The sequence below is a fragment of the Microbacterium sp. NPDC055599 genome, assembly GCF_053618975.1.
Genome location: NZ_JBSHIM010000003.1, coordinates 182,536 through 196,925, shown reverse-complemented (window position 1 = coordinate 196,925; position 14,390 = coordinate 182,536). Strand labels below are relative to the sequence as shown.

Below are 14,390 nucleotides of genomic sequence, written 5' to 3'. Positions count from 1 at the left end.
GGGGAGTCGGGATGGGGCGCGGTCAGCGGTCCAGGGCGGCGAAGCGCTCGATATCGCTGTTGGTGCCCGACACGATGATGAGGTCGTGGTTGGTGACGATGGTGTTCGCCTCGGCGTAGCGGAACGGCTTGCCGGGGCTCTTCACGCCGACGACGGTGACCTTGTACTTCGAGCGCACGCCGGACTCGTTCAGGCCGACGCCGCGGATGAACTTCGGCGGGTACATCTTGGCGAGCACGAAGTCGTCGTCGAAGCGGATGAAGTCGAGCATGCGACCGCTCACCAGGTGGGCGACGCGCTCGCCGGCCTCGCGCTCGGGGTAGATCACGTGATTGGCGCCGACGCGGGCGAGGATCTTGCCGTGCGACTGGGAGACGGCCTTGGCCCAGATCTGCGGGACCTTGAGGTCGACGAGGTTCGCGGTGATGAGCACGGATGCCTCGATCGAGGAGCCGACCGCGACGACCGCGACCTGGAAGTCCTGGGCGCCGATCTGGCGCAGGGCGTCGATGTTCCTGGCATCGGCCTGCACGGTGTGGGTGACCCGCTCCGACCACTTCTGCACGAGCTCGAGATTGTCGTCGATCGCGAGGACTTCGCGGTCGAGACGGTCGAGCTCACCGGCGCACGCCGCACCGAACCGGCCGAGGCCGATGACGAGGACGGGGGCGTCTCCGCGCAGGACTTCAACCAACGATCGGCCTTTCCACCGGCAGTGAGTAGTACTGCGTTCGCGACGTCGCGGCGACTGCCGCGGCGAGAGTCACTGTACCAACGCGCCCCATGAAGATGGTCGCGGCCATGACGTACGAGGCGGAATCCGGCAGCTCGCCGGTCAGGCCCGTCGAGAGGCCGACGGTGCCGAACGCGGAGATGACGTCGAACAGCACGTGGCTGATGTCGGCCTTCGTGATCTGCGCGATCACGATGGTCGACAGGGCCACGATGGTCGCTCCCCACGCGACGACGCTGAGGGCGACGCGCTGCACGTCGCTCGGGATGCGCCGCCCGAAGGCCTCGACCGACTGGCGTCCCTTCGCCTCCGACCACACCGCGATCGCGAGCACGGCGAGGGTGGTCACCTTGATGCCTCCCGCGGTCGACGCGGAGCCGCCGCCGACGAACATGAGCATGCTCGCCGCGAGCAGGGAGGAGCCGTTGAGATCGTCCATCTCGATCACGTTGAAGCCGCCGGAGCGCGTCATCGCGGAGAGGAAGAACGCCTGGAAGGTCGTGTCGGCGGCGTCCATCGACCCGAACGTCTTCGGGTTGTCGTACTCGAGGATGAGGAACGCGGCGGCACCGACCACGAACAGCAGCACGGTGGTGACGATCGTGAGCTTGGAGTGCAGCGACCACCGCTTCACGTGCCACACGTGCTTGGCGAGCGTGTAGATCACGGGGAAGCCGATGCTGCCGAGGAAGACGCCCACCATGAGCAGGAACAGCACGAGGTAGTCGTCGGCGAACACCGCGACGCCGCCGTCGTTGGGGGCGAAGCCGGTGTTGGTGAACGCCATGGCGGCGAAGTAGGGCGCCTCCCACAGTGCGGCGATCGGGTCGACCTTGGCCATCACCAGGGCCGGGTAGAGGAGCGCGGCGAGGGAGGCCTCGATGATGAGGGCCGAGACGGCGACCGTGGTGAGGAGCTGCCCGACCTCGCCCAGCCGCACCGTCTGGCTCTCGTTCACGACGCCGCCGTGCGCGCGCAGCGGGTTCGTGTCGCCCGCGGCCATGAGCTTGGCGCGCAACCCGAGGCGCTTGGAGATGAGCATGCCCATCAGTGAGGCGAGGGTCAGCACGCCCAGCGCACCGATGTTCACGCCGATGAACACCAGGACGTGCCCGAACGGCGACCAGTGGTTGGCCATGTCCACGGTCGCCAGACCCGTGACGCAGATCGTGGAGACGGCGGTGAAGAGGGCGTCGCTCAGCGGCGTGACGGTGCGGTCGGCCGATGCGATCGGCAGCGAGAAGAGGACGGTGAAGACGAGGATCAGCAGCGCGAACACGGAGATCGCGAACCGCGACGGCGACGACGTGATGAGGTGCTTGAAGCGCCCGCCCGACCCCGGGAACCGCTGTCGGGGCGACGACGCCGAAACGATGCCCGACATCGCTGCCCCCTCGTTCGAATCCATCCGTGCACGACGCCGCCCGCCGAGCCCTCGTCATGGTACTCCGTGCCGGGGGCGACTACCCTGATGCCATGACGGACATCTTCGACGTGATCGCAGACGGTACGAGGCGCGACATCCTCCAGCTCCTGCTCCGGCGAACGTCCGAAGGCGAGTCCGGCACCAGCGTGAGCCAGATCGTGGCCGACCTCGGGATCAGCCAGCCCACCGTCTCCAAGCACCTCAAGGTGCTGCGCGATGCCGAGCTCGTGACCGTGCGCGAGGACGGGCAGCGCCGGTTCTACAGCCTCGCCGTCGAGCCGCTCGAGGTCGTCGACGACTGGCTGGTCCCGTTCCTCGTCGACGCCTACGGTGACGCGGCTCCGGACATCGCGTACCCGGGTGGTCTTCCCGATGGTGCGGCACACGCCGCCGAGGTGGTCGGACGCGCGGCCGCATCGGCCAAGCACGTGGTGACCACGGCGCTCAAGCGGCTCGGCGCCTGACGCGCGCGCAGCCGCGCCGGAACGGACATCGCCCCTGACGACCGGGGGGCATGTCGTCAGGGGCGATCCACGGACCCCAGCTCCGCAACGGACTCGGCGGTGCCGGCACAAGTCCTGCATCGACAGTGCCAGAGCTGTCTGGGCGACCGGCGAGCGGCGGCTATGCGCGGGCTGGACGGGACGGTCTCAGCGGCGGCCCGCCTTGCGGCGGAACAGCCACGCGCCCCACACGACGGCGACGCCGAGGATCACCACGCACCACAGCACCGCCCACCACGGCTGCGTTCCGGCGTCGGTACCGAGGAGCAGGCTGCGGATGGTCTCGACGATCGGGGTGATGGGCTGGTGCGCGGCGACCGGCTGCAGCCACTCCGGCATGCTCGCCACCGGCACGAACGCGCTGGACAGGTAGGGCAGGAACAGCAGCACGAAGCCGTAGCCGTTGGCACCCTCGGGGCTGCCGGCGGCGAGGCCGATCGCCGCGAACAGGTACGTGATCGCGAGGATGTAGAGCGTGATCAGCCCGCCCAGCGCGATCCAGTCGCCCGGCGACGCGGTCGGGCGGAACCCGACCAGCACCCCGACGCCGATGACGATGGCCGTCGCGACCAGGTTGCGCAGGACGCTCGCCACCACGTGCCCGGTGAGCACGGCTCCGGCGCGCAGCGGCATGGTGCGGAACCGGTCGATGATGCCGGAGCGCATGTCGTTCGCGACATACACCGCCGTGGAGGACGCCCCGAACCCCGCGCACGTGAGGATGATGCCCGGCACGACGTAGTCGACGTAGGCGCCGGAGGGGTCGATCGCCCCGCCGAACACCCACGTGAACATGAGCATGAGCATGACGGGCAGCATGATCGCCATGAGCAGTGATTCGCCGTCGCGCAGCGAGTGCCGCAGGCTGCGTCCGACGAAGACGGCTTCGGCCGTCAGCCCGCGCAGGCGCGGTCGAGGCGTCGGCGTGGGGGAGGCGTGCGGGGGCATGGGGGTGGTGACCGCGGTGTTCATGCGAGCTCCTCGAGGGTGGGTGAGCCGGCGTCGACCGGCTCTCCGGATACGGGCCGGCCCGCGGGGGACGACGTGACCGCCAGGAACACGTCGTCGAGGGTGGGCCGTCGGAGCGTGACGACGCCGTCGTCCCCCTCCGTGTCGAGCCGATCGAGGGCGCGCCGCAGCCCGGCGACCGTGCCGTCGGTCGGGATCTCGCGCCGCAGCTCTCCCCGGCTGTCGTGGAGCTCGACCGTGTCGCCGCCGATACGCGCCTTGAGCTCGGCGGCGGTGCCCAGCGCCGCGATCCGGCCGTCGTGCAGGACGGCGATCCGGTCGGCGAGCTGATCCGCCTCCTCCAGGTACTGGGTGGTGAGGAACACCGTCGTGCCGGCACCCGCGACCGTGCGGATGATGTCCCACAGGTCGCGGCGGCTACGGGTGTCGAGCCCGGTGGTGGGCTCGTCGAGGAACAGCACCTCCGGGGTCACGACGAAGCTGAGCGCCAGGTCGAGGCGACGGCGCATGCCGCCGGAGTAGGTGCGCACGGCGCGGGACGCCGCGTCGGTCAGTGCGAACCGGGCGATGAGGTCTTCGGCGCGGCGCCGCGCGGCCGCCCGCCCCAGTCCCGAGAGGCGCGCGAACATGACGACGTTCTCGGTACCGGTGAGGGCGTCGTCCACGGCGGCCGCCTGCCCGGTGAGGCTGATGCGCCGGCGCACCTCGTCGGGATGCGAGCGCACATCCCACCCCGCCACGGTCGCCGATCCCGCATCCGCGGCGGTGAGGGTGGTGAGGATGTTGATGGTCGTCGTCTTGCCCGCGCCATTCGGTCCGAGCAGAGCGAAGACCTCGCCGCGGCCGACCTCGAAGGCGAGGTCGTCGACCACGGGCTTCGGCCCGAAGGCCTTGCGCAGGTCGCGCACCTGGATGGCTGTCTCCATCAGGATCCCTTTCTGTGTATCGCGAAAACTGTGTATGGGCAACGCAATTGTGTATGACGGTAACACACTGTTTATGAAATAAACAGAAGTAGGATGGGCGGATGACCGACATCGAGCCTCCCGAGCTCCCCAGGGGCATCGCCCTCGCCTGGGGCGTCGCGGCGAATCCCCAGCGCGGGCCGAAGCGGGAGATGAGTGTCGAGAAGATCGTGGAGGCCGCGGTGGAACTCGCCGACGGCGAGGGCATCGGCGCCGTCTCCATGGCAGCGGTGGCCGCCCGGCTCGGCTTCACCCCCATGTCGCTGTACCGCTACGTCTCCGCGAAGGACGACCTCCTGCTGCTCATGCAGGAGGAGGCGACCGGACTCCCTCCGGAGAGCCACCTCGAGGTCGAGGGCTGGCGCGCGCGGCTGCTCGCGCTGTACGAGGCCCAGATCCTCGTCTACCTGCGCCACCCGTGGATCCTGTCGTTGCCGATCTCGGGTTCGCCGATCACCCCCAACAGCTCCGCCTGGCTGGACGCCAGTCTCGCCGCGCTCGATGACACACCGCTCACCGCCGACGAGCGCATGGCCGTCGCCCTCGCGATCACCGGCCACGCTCGCTGGTGCGGCATCGTGCAGGCGGGGTACTCGGAGCAGTCCCGCTCCTCCGGTCTCTCCGCCGAAGAGGTGGCGATGCGGGAGGCGTCGCTGTTCGATCGGGTGATCTCGGCCGAGGAGTTCCCCGCGCTCCGCCGGGCGATCGAGGACGGCGTGTTCCTGTCGCCGGCCGATCCGTTCCGCTTCGCCGTGGAGCGCACGCTCGACGGTGTCGCGGCCTACCTCGACGGTCTCGATCGCGGGGAGCAGCACCGGGTCTCCGAGGAGTGGGTCGCCCTCGATGCGGCGGAGCTCGCCGGGGACAAGCGCCTCAAGGAGGCGCAGAAGGCCAGCCGTGATGCCGAGAAGGCGCTGCGCGCGGCCCGCAAGCTCGAGCGTCAGGCTCTTCGCGAGGCGCGCGAACGGGTGGCGAAGGCCAGGAAGTCCGGCTGAGCGACCCCGGCGCCGCGCCGGATGGGCAGGATGGGGGGATGACGACCGCTCCGCACCGCGCTCACTTCGATTTCTCGATCACGTTCGCCAACGGCGGCGGCATGCACGGGGAGGGGTTCCGCCTCGACCTTCCCCGGGAAGACCTCTCGGCCGAGGAGATCGGCACCCTGCTCGTCCGCCACCTGGGACTGACGCTGGTCGACGAGGTGCACCTCCGCGACCTGCGCATCGTCGAGGAGCCGCATCGCGGAAGCCGCGGAGTCGAGGCACCGAGCGGCGGTGAGGCCGAGGACCGCATCGTGGATCTCAGCCACCCCATCGAGGCCGGGATGATCACCTATCCCGGGCTGCCGGCGCCGACCATCGCCCCGTTCCTCACACGCGCCGCATCCCGGGAGCGCTACGCGCCGGGGACCGAGTTCGCGATGGACGTGATCACGATGATCGGCAACACCGGCACCTACCTCGACGCCCCCTGGCACCGCTACGGCGACGGCGACGATCTCGCCGCACTCGACCTGCGCACCCTGGTCGGCCTCCCCGCCGAGGTCTTCCACCTGCGCGATGCCTGGTCGCCCGAGCGCCGCGGCATCCGTGCGGCGACCCTGGCGGACCGCGACCTGCGGGGCTCGGCGGTCCTCCTCGACACGGGGTGGAGCCGGCTCTTCGGCACGCCCGACTATGCGGAGGGGGCGCCGTACCTCACGGAGGACGGCGCCCGCTTCCTGGTCGAGGCGGGGGTGCGCCTGGTCGGGATCGACTCGCTCAACATCGACGACACCGAGAGCGGCGGAGAGCGTCCGGCGCACAGCATCCTCCTCGCCGCCGGCGTGCACGTGGTCGAGCACCTCACGGGTCTCGACGCGGTTCCCTCGCGGGGTGCCCGCTTCACCGCGGCCCCGCCCGCGATCCGCGGGTTCGGCACCTTCCCGGTGCGGGCGTTCGCCACGGTGCCCGCGTCCCACTGATCACACGAGTCACATGGGTTTACACGCGTCCCAGGAAACCCATAGAGTGTGCACATCGAGAAAGGGGTACGTGGGATGCCCGAGGTTCCAGATGTCCGATTCCTGACGGTGGCCGAGGTCGCCGAGCTCATGCGCGTGTCCAAGATGACCGTGTACCGCCTCGTGCACTCCGGAGAGCTGCCCGCCATCCGCTTCGGCCGCAGCTACCGCGTCCCGGAGTCGGCCGTGGCCGAGGCGCTGCAGCGACCGATCGCCGACGCGGGTTGATCCGCAGGGCGGCGCGAGGCGGCCCGTGGGTTTGCTAGGATGATCCGAGGCATTTTTTCGTGCCCGTACCCGGGTGTCCGATTCGGCGACACCCAGCCCCTGACTTAGTGAGGTTTCCGTGGGTTCTGTCATCAAGAAGCGCCGCAAGCGCATGGCGAAGAAGAAGCACCGCAAGCTGCTTCGCAAGACTCGCCACCAGCGCCGCAACAAGAAGTAAGCGGCCAGACACCGAGCGCCTGTCTTCGGACGGGCGCTTTGTGTCTCTGCCGTGCCGCACCGCCGAGAGGATGTCATGAAGTCGATCACCGTCGCCGAGCTCGCCGAGCGCTCCGGTACCCCGCTCATCGATGTCCGGGAGGTGCACGAGTTCGCCGCCGGCCACGTGCCGGGCGCGGTGAACATCCCGATGTCCGAGATCGGCAACCGTCTCGACGAACTGCCCGCCGAGTCCTTCGACGTGATCTGCCAGGCCGGCGGCCGTTCGGCTCGCGTGGTCGAGGCGCTCGAGGCGCGCGGCTATGACGCGACGAACGTCGAGGGCGGCACGGGCGAGTGGATCGCGCAGGGTCGCGAGGTCGAGGTGCCGTCGGCGTGACCACGCTCACCCTGATCGGCAAGCCCGACTGCCATCTGTGCGACGTGGCCTCCGAGGTCGTCGACGCCGTGGTCGCCGAGCTGCCCGACGCCGCCGCCGAGCGGATCGCGATCGTCGAGGCGTCGATCGCCGAAGACCCCGCGCTGTACGAGCAGTGGTGGGAGAAGATCCCGGTGGTGCTGATCGACGGCCGCCTGCACGCCCACTGGCGCGTCTCGCCCGACCGCCTGCGCGAGGCGCTGGAGGAAGCCGTGAGCGCCGACGCCCTCACCGACCAGGAGACACCCCGATGACCATTCGCCATGTCGTGGCCTGGAAGCTCGCCGTCGACGATGCGCAGACCCGCGCGGACCAGGCGGCCGAGGTCGCCCGCCGGCTGAACGCGCTCGACGGCATCGTTCCCCAGCTGCGCAGCATCTGGGCGGGCGCGAACGACGTCTACCCCGACGCCAACTGGGACGTGACGCTCGTCGCGGAGTTCGACTCCGTCGATGCTCTGGAGCAGTACCAGGTGCACCCTGCGCACGAGGAGGTCGCCGGATACATCCGTTCCGTCGTCTCCGGTCGTGTGGCCGTCGACGTCGAGGTGTGAGACCGGGTGCCGCGCGGGGAGGCACCGAAACACAAACGTAATGCGGTCGTCTGCCCGTGTCATTGGTCACGCGACGAGCCGCATGTTTAGATGATCTCCTACCCGTCCGCGGGCGCACCCGCCCCCGAACCCCAGGAGTCGACATGCCTCGTCGTACCCTCTTCGCCGGTCTCGCACTCGTGGCCACCGCCACGTTCGCGCTCGCCGGATGCGCCACCGGATCGACCGACGCGGGCAGCAGCGACGCTCCCGCGGCCGGCGACGAATACGGTCTGATCGAGGCGGGCACCCTCTCTGTCTGCTCCGACATCCCCTACCCGCCGTTCGAGTTCCAGGGCGACGATGGAGAGTACACGGGCTTCGACATCGACCTGCTGGGCGCGATCGCGAAGCAGCTCGACCTGAAGCTTTCGGTGCAGGATGTGGGCTTCGAAGCTCTGCAGTCCGGGACCACCTTGGCGGCCGGTACGTGCGACGTCGGCGCCTCGGCCATGACGATCACCGAGGAGCGCAAGGCCAACATCGACTTCTCCGACCCGTACTACGACTCGCTGCAGTCGCTCCTGGTGCGCACCGACTCGGGCATCGAGTCGATCGACGACCTCGACGGGAAGAACGTGGGCGTGCAGCAGGGCACGACGGGTGAGTCCTACGCCGGGGAGAACGCGAAGGGCGCTCAGCTCGTGCAGTACCCGTCGGACGGCGAGCTGTGGCCGGCCATGCAGGCCGGGCAGATCGACGCGATCCTGCAGGACCAGCCGGTGAACCTCGAGCACGAGAAGGCCGACTCCGCCTACAAGATCGTGGAAACGTACGAGACCGACGAGTCCTACGGCTTCGCGTTCGCGAAGGGCGAGAAGGATGCTCTTCTCGAGGCGGTCAACGGCGCACTGAAGGACCTCCGCGACAGCGGCGAGTACCAGAAGATCTACGACGAGTACTTCACGGCCAACTGAAGACGGAACTGAGTCGGTCGGGAGGACCTTGACAATGGCGTTGAGGCGCACCACGAAGAAGAAGCTGTACCGCTACACCGTCTATGCGGTGCTGATCGCTCTCGTCATCTGGGCGGCGATCAGCACCGACTGGGCGCGGATCGCCACGATGTACTTCAACCCGGAGATCGCGGCGAAGATGCTCCCGGGGATCATCACCACCGCGCTCGTGAACACCCTGTGGTTCACCGCCGTGGCGTTCGTGGGCGGTTTGCTGCTCGGCGTGGTCCTCGCGCTGATGAAGCTGTCGGAGATCGGGCCGTTCCGCTGGATCGCGACGTGCTGGATCGAACTGTTCCGCGGACTCCCGGCGATCCTCACGATCTTCGCGATCGCCTACATCGTGCCGATCGGCATGGGTATCCCCGGTACGAAGCTCGGCGGGCCGGTAGTCCTCGGGCTGATCGGTCTGATCCTCGTGGCATCGGCGTACATGGCCGAGACCATTCGCGCCGGCCTGCAGGCGGTGCCGAAGGGGCAGACCGAGGCGGCCCGCTCGCTCGGCATGTCGCCCATGAAGACGACGTTCTGGATCGTGGTGCCGCAGGGCTTCCGCATCATCATCCCGCCGCTGACGAACGAGTTCGTGCTGCTGCTGAAGGACACCTCGCTGCTGTTCGTGGCCGGGTCGTTCATCTGGTCGAAGGAGCTCACGACGTTCGCCCGCGACGCCAGTACGCAGAACGCCAACGGGACGCCGCTGATCATGGCCGCGATCCTGTACCTGATCGTGACGATCCCCCTCACGCGGTTCAGCGCGTGGCTGGAGCGACGGATGGCGAGGAGCCGATGACCACCGATCTGATCGACGTCCACGCGCCCGCGATCGACATCCAGGGGCTCGTGAAGACGTTCGGAGACAACGAGGTGCTCAAGGGCATCGACCTCACGGTCACGGCCGGCGAGGTCGTCTGCGTGATCGGCCCGTCCGGCTCGGGCAAGTCCACGCTGCTGCGCTCGGTGAACCTGCTGGAGGAGCCCACCGGCGGCAAGGTGCTGATCGAGGGGATCGACATCACCGACCCCGACGTCGACATCGACCGCGTGCGCACCCGCATCGGCATGGTGTTCCAGAGCTTCAACCTGTTCCCGCACCTGAGCGTGCTCGGCAACCTGACGATCGCGCAGCAGCGGGTGAAGAAGCGGTCGAAGGCGGAGTCCGAGAAGGTCGCGCACGCGATGCTGGAGCGAGTGGGCCTGGCCGAGAAGGCGGGCGCCTATCCGGGTCACCTGTCGGGCGGGCAGCAGCAGCGCGTCGCGATCGCCCGAGCGCTGTGCATGAACCCCGACATGATGCTCTTCGACGAGCCCACCTCCGCGCTCGACCCCGAGCTGGTCGGCGAGGTGCTGTCGGTCATGCGGTCGCTCGCCGACGAGGGCATGACGATGCTGGTCGTGACCCACGAGATGGGCTTCGCGCGTGAGGTCGGCTCGCGGCTGATCTTCATGGACGGCGGTCACATCGTCGAGGAGGGCGACCCGCACGAGGTGCTCGCCGATCCGCAGCACCAGCGCACCAGGGACTTCCTGTCCCGCGTGCTCTGAAGCACCGACGAACGAACCCCCTGCCGCCGGGATGGCGACAGGGGGTTCGTTCTTCTCACCGCGGTCCCTCGGCTGCGACGACCTCCGCGGGGAGGCCGGAGACGCGCTACCGATATACAACGCGGCGGAAGGGCGTCCGGAGGCACCGATCCGGAGGTTCGCCGGGTATCGTGTGCAGGTCGATCGCTGGGGCGGTCGACGGAATCTGGGGACAAGTCGGCGGCGATCCGGGACGGATCGGCGACGACTCGTGGTGACACAAGGGGGACCGATGGCTGTCTTCGGCCGTCGTCGACGTGAGATCGACGTTGCGAGCACACGCGCGGAATCGGCCGACGCCGCCGCGCCTGATGACGACGCGCTCCGCGCGCTCGAGGACCTGTTCTCGACACTCCCGCCACCGCCTCCGCGCCCCGCGCTGCGCGCGCACGCACTCGTCGACCGCGACGCGGGCCCGGCGCTCCTTCCGACCCTCATGCCCGGCGGCGACGACCCGATCGCACCGACCCCGGGCACACCCCTCATCGAGCGGGACACCTCGCTCGACCGCACCCGTACAGAACCTCAGGGAGAACGAATGGCACAACTGGAACAGTCCGTGCAGGAGCTTCTGACGATCGACGGCGCCGTGGGCGTCGCGATCGCGGACTCCGCGTCCGGCATGGCTCTCGCGCAGGGCGGTCACCCCGCCTTCGACCTCGGTGTCGCCGCGGCCGGGAACTCCAATGTCGTCCGCGCGAAGCTGCAGACGATGAAGGAGCTCGGCATCGCCAGTCGGATCGACGACATCCTCATCACGCTCGACGACCAGTACCACCTGATCAATGTGCTCAGCAGCAGCGGCACCGAAGGACTCTTCGTCTACCTGGTGCTCGACAAGGCGAAGGCGAACCTGGCGCTCGCCCGCCACAAGCTCGCCACCGTCGCCGGGCAGATCACCATCTGACCCGGAAACCGAACGGAGACCCTGCGGCCAGACGGCCGCGGGGTCTCCGACGTTCCAGGTGGGCCTCCGCCGCTCAGCCGCGCGGATGGACCACCACGGGCTCCGGGTCGACCGCGATGCGGACGCGGTCGCCGAACGCGGGGTGCACACCCGGCGCGTGCTGCACGCGCACGAGCTCGCCCGACTCCGTGCGCACGAGCGTGCGGCGCATGCTGCCGAGGAACGTGCTCTCCTCCACCAGCGCATCGGTCGCCGCGTCCGCCTCCGACGCGAAGTGCACGTTCTCCGGTCGCAGGTACACGTCGACCGGGCCGTCGGCCGGCGTCTGCAACGGCAGGCGCTGCCCCCACACCACGACGTGGTCGCCCTCCGCGACACCGGACACCACGCTCGACAGCCCGACGAACGCGGCGACCCCCGCCGTGGACGGAGCGGTGTACAGCTCCTCCGGGGTGCCGATCTGCTCGATGCGCCCCGCGTTCATCACGGCGATGCGGTCGGACACCGCCAGCGCCTCCTCCTGGTCGTGCGTGACGAAGACCGTGGTGATGCCCAGTCGGAGCTGGAGGCGGCGGATCTCGTCGCGCAGCTGCACGCGCACCTTCGCGTCGAGCGCCGACAGGGGCTCGTCCAGCAGCAGCACCCGGGGCTCGGTGACCAGTGCCCGCGCGAGGGCGACCCGCTGCTGCTGCCCACCCGACAACTGATGCGGGAAGCGATCGGCGAGGTCGGCGAGACCCACGAGAGCCAGGGCGTCGAGCGACCGTCGTGCGGCCTCGGCCCGGCCGACTCCGCGGCGTCGCAGACCGAAGGCTGTGTTGTCGACCACGCGCAGGTGCGGGAACAGCGAGTACGACTGGAACACCATGCCGATGTCGCGCTTGTTGGTCGCCACCCGAGAGACGTCTCCGCCGCCGAGCAGGACCGCACCGCCATCCGCGACCTCGAGCCCGGCGAGCACGCGCAGCAGCGTGGTCTTGCCGCATCCGGACGGGCCCAGCAGCGACACGAACTCGCCCGGCGCGATGTCGAGATCGACGCCGTGCAGCACGGTCGTGCCGCCGTAGCGCTTCACGATGCCCTGGAGCTGCACGCGGGTGCCCTCGCCGGCCCGCGCGAGCAGCAGGTTGTCCTTCGTGCGGGGGAGGGCGTGGTCGAGGGTCATGAGCGGGCCTTTCGGGAGCCGCGCGCGACGCGGCCGATCAGGAGGAGCAGGAGGAAGACGAGCAGCAGCGCCAGCAGGGTGAAGATCGCCGGCGCGTAGGGGTCCTGCTTCTGCACGACGAGCATCGCCGTCTGGAACACCGGACGGTTCAGGAGGGAGGCGATCGTGAACTCTCCCAGGACCACGGCGATCGACAGCAGCGACGCGGCCAGCAGCCCCTGGCGGAGGTTCGGCGCGAGCACGCGGAGCACCACGGCCGGCCAGCTCGCGCCGAGGGAACGGGCCGCCTCCGACAGCGTGCGCAGGTCGGCCGCGTCGATCGCCGCCTGGATCGACCGGAAGGCGAACGGCAGCACGGTGATGCCGTAGGCGAACGCGAGCGTCCAGGTGCCGGTGCCGAGGGTGCGACCGATCTGCAGATAGAGGGGTGCGAGGCCGACCACCAGCACGATCGCCGGGATCGAGATGGGCAGGAGCGCGAGGAACTCGAACGCGGGCTTCAGCCGCGGGAAGCGCAGGTTCACCAGGATCATCGTCGGGGCGAGCACCAGCAGGACGATCGCGACGGTCACGACGGCGAGGATCAGCGAGTTGCCGAGTCCCGTCCAGATCGGCCGGAGCGCGGCCGCCGCAGCGGGGTCGAACAGCGCGGCCCAGTGCTCGAACGACGGTCCGTCGGCACCACGGAGCGTGAACAGGAACGTCGACACGAGCGGTACAGCGAAGAACGCGCCGACGAGCACACCGATCACCCAGCGCGTGGTGCGCGACGGGGCGAGACGGTTCACGAGCGCCACCGCGCAGCCCGGCGCTGGATCAGCGAGTACAGGCCCATCACCACGCCGACCACCACGATCATGCCGAGGGCGAGCGCCCCGGCGAGATTCTCCCGGCCCAGCAGCGTCTCGCTCGTGAGGGCGGTGCGGATCTGCAGCGGCACGATCTGCGAGCCCTGGCTGGCCAGCGCCGCGGCGGTCGCGTACGACGAGAAGGCGTTCGCGAACAGGAGCAGCAGGCTGGCGAGGAACGAGGGCGCGAGCACGGGCAGGCCGATGCGCAGCCAGAAGCTCGCCCGCGTGCCGCCCAGCGTGAGGTTCGCCTCGGCCCACTGCGGCTGCAGGGCGGCGAGAGCGGGCATGAACGTGATGACCATGAGCGGCACCTGGAAGTAGATGTAGGGCAGGACGAGCCCGGGCAGCTCGTAGAGCCAGGTGCCGTTCGCGAAGATGTCGACGCCGAGCGTGTCGCGCAGGAAGACCGTGACCACCCCCTGGATGCCGATCGTGGCGATGAACGCGAACGCCAGCATCACCCCGCCGAACTGGGCGAGCACCCCGGCTGCTGCATCGACCGCCCGGCGCACGGCGCCCTCGGGCGGAGCGCCGAGCAGCGCGTAGCAGACCAGGGCCCCCACGACCGCTCCGACCGCGGCCGTGAGCAGCGACAGCCCGGCCGAGTTCGCGAACGTCCTCAGGACCACGGGGTCGCCCAGTGCCTCCACGTTCGCCATCGTGACCGCGCCGTCGTCATCGAAGAACCCCGAGCCGACGGCGAGCACCGTCGGCACGGCGAGGAACAGCACCACGTAGGCCGCGAAGGGGACCAGCCCCAGCCACGCGAACGACGGCGCGGACCGGGGGGGCCCCACATCCCCCCCCGAGCCCACAGTGGGGGGGGGGGGGGGGGGAGATCCAACCCCCCCCCCCCTTCCCCTCCTAGATGCTGT

19 protein-coding genes are annotated in these 14,390 nt (G+C 69.5%); 12 read left to right on the top strand and 7 right to left on the bottom strand.

Going from position 1 to position 14,390, the window contains the following annotated elements:
* Nucleotides 1-22: 22 nt before the first annotated feature.
* On the bottom strand, nt 23-694 hold the full coding sequence (locus ACWGQ1_RS04175) for a potassium channel family protein (protein WP_136031985.1): 672 nt from the start codon (nt 692-694) through the stop codon (nt 23-25).
* Nucleotides 687-2,117, bottom strand: a complete 1,431-nt coding sequence (locus tag ACWGQ1_RS04170) for a TrkH family potassium uptake protein (RefSeq protein WP_136031982.1) — start codon at nt 2,115-2,117, stop codon at nt 687-689. Before ACWGQ1_RS04170 ends, ACWGQ1_RS04175 begins: the two co-directional genes overlap by 8 nt.
* A gap of 92 nt (nt 2,118-2,209) precedes the next feature.
* Between ACWGQ1_RS04170 and ACWGQ1_RS04165 the strand changes: the two genes are divergently transcribed.
* Nucleotides 2,210-2,623, top strand: a complete 414-nt coding sequence (locus ACWGQ1_RS04165) for an ArsR/SmtB family transcription factor (protein ID WP_136031980.1) — start codon at nt 2,210-2,212, stop codon at nt 2,621-2,623.
* Nucleotides 2,624-2,809: 186 nt separating this feature from the next.
* Here ACWGQ1_RS04165 and ACWGQ1_RS04160 read toward each other — a convergent pair whose 3' ends face one another.
* Nucleotides 2,810-3,634 carry an ABC transporter permease gene (locus tag ACWGQ1_RS04160; RefSeq protein ID WP_240744584.1) on the bottom strand — a complete coding sequence of 275 codons (825 nt, stop codon included), beginning with the start codon at nt 3,632-3,634 and terminating at the stop codon, nt 2,810-2,812.
* Nucleotides 3,631-4,557 carry an ATP-binding cassette domain-containing protein gene (locus tag ACWGQ1_RS04155; RefSeq protein WP_168443077.1) on the bottom strand — a complete coding sequence of 309 codons (927 nt, stop codon included), beginning with the start codon at nt 4,555-4,557 and terminating at the stop codon, nt 3,631-3,633. The genes ACWGQ1_RS04160 and ACWGQ1_RS04155 overlap by 4 nt, the downstream gene beginning before the upstream one ends.
* Nucleotides 4,558-4,658: 101 nt before the next feature.
* Between ACWGQ1_RS04155 and ACWGQ1_RS04150 the strand changes: the two genes are divergently transcribed.
* The 11 genes from ACWGQ1_RS04150 to ACWGQ1_RS04100 all read left to right on the top strand — a co-directional run bounded on the left by ACWGQ1_RS04150 (nt 4,659) and on the right by ACWGQ1_RS04100 (nt 11,499).
* Entirely contained in the window at nt 4,659-5,591 is a 933-nt protein-coding gene (locus ACWGQ1_RS04150) for a TetR/AcrR family transcriptional regulator (protein ID WP_136031978.1), read from the top strand.
* Nucleotides 5,592-5,629: 38 nt separating this feature from the next.
* Complete coding sequence (locus tag ACWGQ1_RS04145; protein WP_452312417.1) at nt 5,630-6,559, top strand: cyclase family protein; 930 nt, start codon at nt 5,630-5,632, stop codon at nt 6,557-6,559.
* A gap of 75 nt (nt 6,560-6,634) precedes the next feature.
* Complete coding sequence (locus tag ACWGQ1_RS04140) at nt 6,635-6,826, top strand: helix-turn-helix domain-containing protein (RefSeq protein ID WP_116242548.1); 192 nt, start codon at nt 6,635-6,637, stop codon at nt 6,824-6,826.
* Between the two features lie 118 nt (nt 6,827-6,944).
* On the top strand, nt 6,945-7,043 hold the full coding sequence (locus ACWGQ1_RS04135; RefSeq protein ID WP_003792170.1) for a 30S ribosomal protein bS22: 99 nt from the start codon (nt 6,945-6,947) through the stop codon (nt 7,041-7,043).
* A 75-nt stretch (nt 7,044-7,118) separates the two neighbouring features.
* Nucleotides 7,119-7,421, top strand: a complete 303-nt coding sequence (locus tag ACWGQ1_RS04130; protein ID WP_136035875.1) for a rhodanese-like domain-containing protein — start codon at nt 7,119-7,121, stop codon at nt 7,419-7,421.
* The gene (locus ACWGQ1_RS04125) at nt 7,418-7,714 is read left to right on the top strand and encodes a glutaredoxin family protein (RefSeq protein WP_452312416.1); all 297 of its coding nucleotides are present in this window, start codon (nt 7,418-7,420) and stop codon (nt 7,712-7,714) included. The genes ACWGQ1_RS04130 and ACWGQ1_RS04125 overlap by 4 nt, the downstream gene beginning before the upstream one ends.
* Nucleotides 7,711-8,013: a Dabb family protein gene (locus tag ACWGQ1_RS04120; RefSeq protein ID WP_136035876.1), complete on the top strand. Its 303-nt coding sequence runs from the start codon at nt 7,711-7,713 to the stop codon at nt 8,011-8,013. Before ACWGQ1_RS04125 ends, ACWGQ1_RS04120 begins: the two co-directional genes overlap by 4 nt.
* Before the next feature lie 143 nt (nt 8,014-8,156).
* Complete coding sequence (locus ACWGQ1_RS04115) at nt 8,157-8,969, top strand: basic amino acid ABC transporter substrate-binding protein (RefSeq protein ID WP_247981265.1); 813 nt, start codon at nt 8,157-8,159, stop codon at nt 8,967-8,969.
* 34 nt (nt 8,970-9,003) lie between these two features.
* Complete coding sequence (locus tag ACWGQ1_RS04110) at nt 9,004-9,801, top strand: amino acid ABC transporter permease (protein WP_136031967.1); 798 nt, start codon at nt 9,004-9,006, stop codon at nt 9,799-9,801.
* The gene (locus ACWGQ1_RS04105; RefSeq protein WP_136031965.1) at nt 9,798-10,553 is read left to right on the top strand and encodes an amino acid ABC transporter ATP-binding protein; all 756 of its coding nucleotides are present in this window, start codon (nt 9,798-9,800) and stop codon (nt 10,551-10,553) included. Before ACWGQ1_RS04110 ends, ACWGQ1_RS04105 begins: the two co-directional genes overlap by 4 nt.
* A 271-nt stretch (nt 10,554-10,824) precedes the next feature.
* Nucleotides 10,825-11,499, top strand: coding sequence for a hypothetical protein (locus ACWGQ1_RS04100; RefSeq protein WP_452312415.1), 675 nt, complete (start codon nt 10,825-10,827; stop codon nt 11,497-11,499).
* A 73-nt stretch (nt 11,500-11,572) separates the two neighbouring features.
* Here the strand turns inward: ACWGQ1_RS04100 and ACWGQ1_RS04095 are convergent, their stop codons facing one another.
* The 3 genes from ACWGQ1_RS04095 to ACWGQ1_RS04085 are packed head-to-tail and all read right to left on the bottom strand — an operon-like array spanning nt 11,573 to nt 14,312.
* On the bottom strand, nt 11,573-12,664 hold the full coding sequence (locus ACWGQ1_RS04095; protein ID WP_136035879.1) for an ABC transporter ATP-binding protein: 1,092 nt from the start codon (nt 12,662-12,664) through the stop codon (nt 11,573-11,575).
* On the bottom strand, nt 12,661-13,452 hold the full coding sequence (locus ACWGQ1_RS04090) for an ABC transporter permease (RefSeq protein WP_136029725.1): 792 nt from the start codon (nt 13,450-13,452) through the stop codon (nt 12,661-12,663). Before ACWGQ1_RS04090 ends, ACWGQ1_RS04095 begins: the two co-directional genes overlap by 4 nt.
* Complete coding sequence (locus tag ACWGQ1_RS04085; RefSeq protein ID WP_452312414.1) at nt 13,449-14,312, bottom strand: ABC transporter permease; 864 nt, start codon at nt 14,310-14,312, stop codon at nt 13,449-13,451. The genes ACWGQ1_RS04090 and ACWGQ1_RS04085 overlap by 4 nt, the downstream gene beginning before the upstream one ends.
* Nucleotides 14,313-14,390: the final 78 nt, after the last annotated feature.

Coding starts and splice junctions, on each gene's coding strand:
- ACWGQ1_RS04120 (WP_136035876.1), top strand. CDS start 7,711: ATGACCATTCGCCATGTCGTGGCCTGGAAGCTCGCCGTCGACGATGCG.
- ACWGQ1_RS04105 (WP_136031965.1), top strand. CDS start 9,798: ATGACCACCGATCTGATCGACGTCCACGCGCCCGCGATCGACATCCAG.
- ACWGQ1_RS04160 (WP_240744584.1), bottom strand. CDS start 3,634: ATGAACACCGCGGTCACCACCCCCATGCCCCCGCACGCCTCCCCCACG.
- ACWGQ1_RS04140 (WP_116242548.1), top strand. CDS start 6,635: ATGCCCGAGGTTCCAGATGTCCGATTCCTGACGGTGGCCGAGGTCGCC.
- ACWGQ1_RS04150 (WP_136031978.1), top strand. CDS start 4,659: ATGACCGACATCGAGCCTCCCGAGCTCCCCAGGGGCATCGCCCTCGCC.
- ACWGQ1_RS04170 (WP_136031982.1), bottom strand. CDS start 2,117: ATGTCGGGCATCGTTTCGGCGTCGTCGCCCCGACAGCGGTTCCCGGGG.
- ACWGQ1_RS04110 (WP_136031967.1), top strand. CDS start 9,004: ATGGCGTTGAGGCGCACCACGAAGAAGAAGCTGTACCGCTACACCGTC.
- ACWGQ1_RS04095 (WP_136035879.1), bottom strand. CDS start 12,664: ATGACCCTCGACCACGCCCTCCCCCGCACGAAGGACAACCTGCTGCTC.
- ACWGQ1_RS04100 (WP_452312415.1), top strand. CDS start 10,825: ATGGCTGTCTTCGGCCGTCGTCGACGTGAGATCGACGTTGCGAGCACA.
- ACWGQ1_RS04130 (WP_136035875.1), top strand. CDS start 7,119: ATGAAGTCGATCACCGTCGCCGAGCTCGCCGAGCGCTCCGGTACCCCG.
- ACWGQ1_RS04155 (WP_168443077.1), bottom strand. CDS start 4,557: ATGGAGACAGCCATCCAGGTGCGCGACCTGCGCAAGGCCTTCGGGCCG.
- ACWGQ1_RS04145 (WP_452312417.1), top strand. CDS start 5,630: ATGACGACCGCTCCGCACCGCGCTCACTTCGATTTCTCGATCACGTTC.
- ACWGQ1_RS04115 (WP_247981265.1), top strand. CDS start 8,157: ATGCCTCGTCGTACCCTCTTCGCCGGTCTCGCACTCGTGGCCACCGCC.
- ACWGQ1_RS04165 (WP_136031980.1), top strand. CDS start 2,210: ATGACGGACATCTTCGACGTGATCGCAGACGGTACGAGGCGCGACATC.